The sequence below is a fragment of the Poseidonibacter ostreae genome (assembly GCF_009208075.1).
Taxonomy (GTDB): Bacteria; Campylobacterota; Campylobacteria; order Campylobacterales; family Arcobacteraceae; genus Poseidonibacter; species Poseidonibacter ostreae.
Genome location: NZ_WFKJ01000097.1, coordinates 1 through 1,640, shown reverse-complemented (window position 1 = coordinate 1,640; position 1,640 = coordinate 1). Strand labels below are relative to the sequence as shown.

Genomic DNA, 1,640 nt, shown 5'->3' with positions numbered 1-1,640 from the left:
TTAAGGAAGTGACCATTCATAGTCTTGTTTCAAATCTTGATAATTAAATAAAAATATCTCATATTCTTAATATTACTTTACTAATAAATGCTTATAGATAATACCTCCCCCTTGACAAACATATTTTATTATATTAGAATATTCTAATATAGTTATATTGGAGTTTATATGAGTGAAGAATGTTATAGAGAGTCAAGTAATATCAGTGAAGTTGAAAAAGCTAAGAGTTTTATTTCTGATAATCATTTAGAGATAGAAAAAGAATCAGAAAAATTAGCACTACTGTCAAATAGTGTTAGACTAAAAATTGTATTACTACTTAAAAACTTCAATAAACTTTGTGTATGTGACATTGGTGAAATATTAGAAGTTAATCAATCTGCAATTTCTCAACACCTTAGAAAATTAAAAGATGGTGGGATATTGAATAAATCAAGAGAAGGTTTAACTATTTACTATTTTATTGATGAAGTGAATAACCCTGATTTAATAGGCTTATTAGAAAAAATATTTTTATTCAAGGAATAACTATGGAATTTATATTAAATTTTTTACAAAACTTTTGGGAACTATCAGTAATGATAGGATTATATGTTTTAATTGGATTAATTTTTGTAGGAGTAATCCACCTATATATTTCAGAAGATTGGATTAAAAAACATTTAGGAGAAGACAATAAATATAGTGCTTTAAAAGGGGCATTATATGGTATTCCTCTTCCTCTTTGTTCTTGTGGAGTAATACCTTTGGCTACAAGTTTAAGACAAAAAGGTGCTTCTAAAAAAGCTGTGACAAGTTTTTATATTACTACTCCAATGACAGGAATTGATTCAATTATAGCTACATATGGAGTATTTGGTCTTCCAATGGCAATAATTAGAGTTATTTCAAGTTTCATTAGTGGAGTTGTTGCTGGTAGTTTTGTAAAAGAATCATATGATGACATTCAAGAAGAAGAGAAAAAGTCTTGTTGTAGTTCTTCTTGTTGTGGTTCTTCTTCTAATGAAGTAGTAAAAGAGAGTCAATTTAAAAAAGCATATGATTATGCAATGAATGAAGTTTTTAGTGATTTAGCCAAACCAATGTTTTATGGGCTAATATTAGCAACTTTATTTTTACTTTTAATTCCAAATAATGGGGTTGAATTTTTAAATGATAATTTGTTTATCGCTTATGCATTAGTTTTTTTAGTTGCATTACCTTTATATGTATGTTCTATTTCAGCCATTCCTATTGCTTTATCAATGTTAGCAGTTGGAGTAAGTCCTGGAGTAGCTTTTATTTTTTTAGCAGCAGCTCCTGCTACAAATATTATCACAGCAGGGATTATAAAGAAAATTCTTGGAAATGATGTCTTAATAATATATCTGATTTCAATTATTGTTGTTACTGTTTCATTTGCATTAATGATTGATTTTGCATTTCCAAAAGAATGGTTTGTTTATACATTAGATAGTTTAGAAAGTGAATCAAAATCAATACTTGATATAGGTGGTGCTATTATATTTTTAGTCACTATGTTTTATTTTGTTGGTAAGCAATGGATTAAGGCTATATCTTCAAAAAAGAACTAAGATAGTCATCTAAGAAAGATGGCTATTTTATTTATAGTTTTAAATACTTAATTATAAATATCTCTC

The 1,640-nt window shown here is 27.0% G+C and carries 2 protein-coding genes; both read left to right on the top strand.

Annotated features, from left to right (window positions below; genetic code table 11):
* Window positions 1-168: 168 nt before the first annotated feature.
* A complete protein-coding gene (locus tag GBG18_RS14930) occupies window positions 169-528 on the top strand; it encodes an ArsR/SmtB family transcription factor (RefSeq protein ID WP_129083585.1) in 360 nt (119 codons plus the stop codon).
* A gap of 2 nt (window positions 529-530) precedes the next feature.
* The gene (locus tag GBG18_RS14925; protein ID WP_152192359.1) at window positions 531-1,574 is read left to right on the top strand and encodes a permease; all 1,044 of its coding nucleotides are present in this window, start codon (window positions 531-533) and stop codon (window positions 1,572-1,574) included.
* Window positions 1,575-1,640: the final 66 nt, after the last annotated feature.

Bases quoted from the DNA above. Each gene is read 5' to 3' on its own strand.
- GBG18_RS14930 (WP_129083585.1), top strand. From the start codon at position 169: ATGAGTGAAGAATGTTATAGAGAGTCAAGTAATATCAGTGAAGTTGAA.
- GBG18_RS14925 (WP_152192359.1), top strand. From the start codon at position 531: ATGGAATTTATATTAAATTTTTTACAAAACTTTTGGGAACTATCAGTA.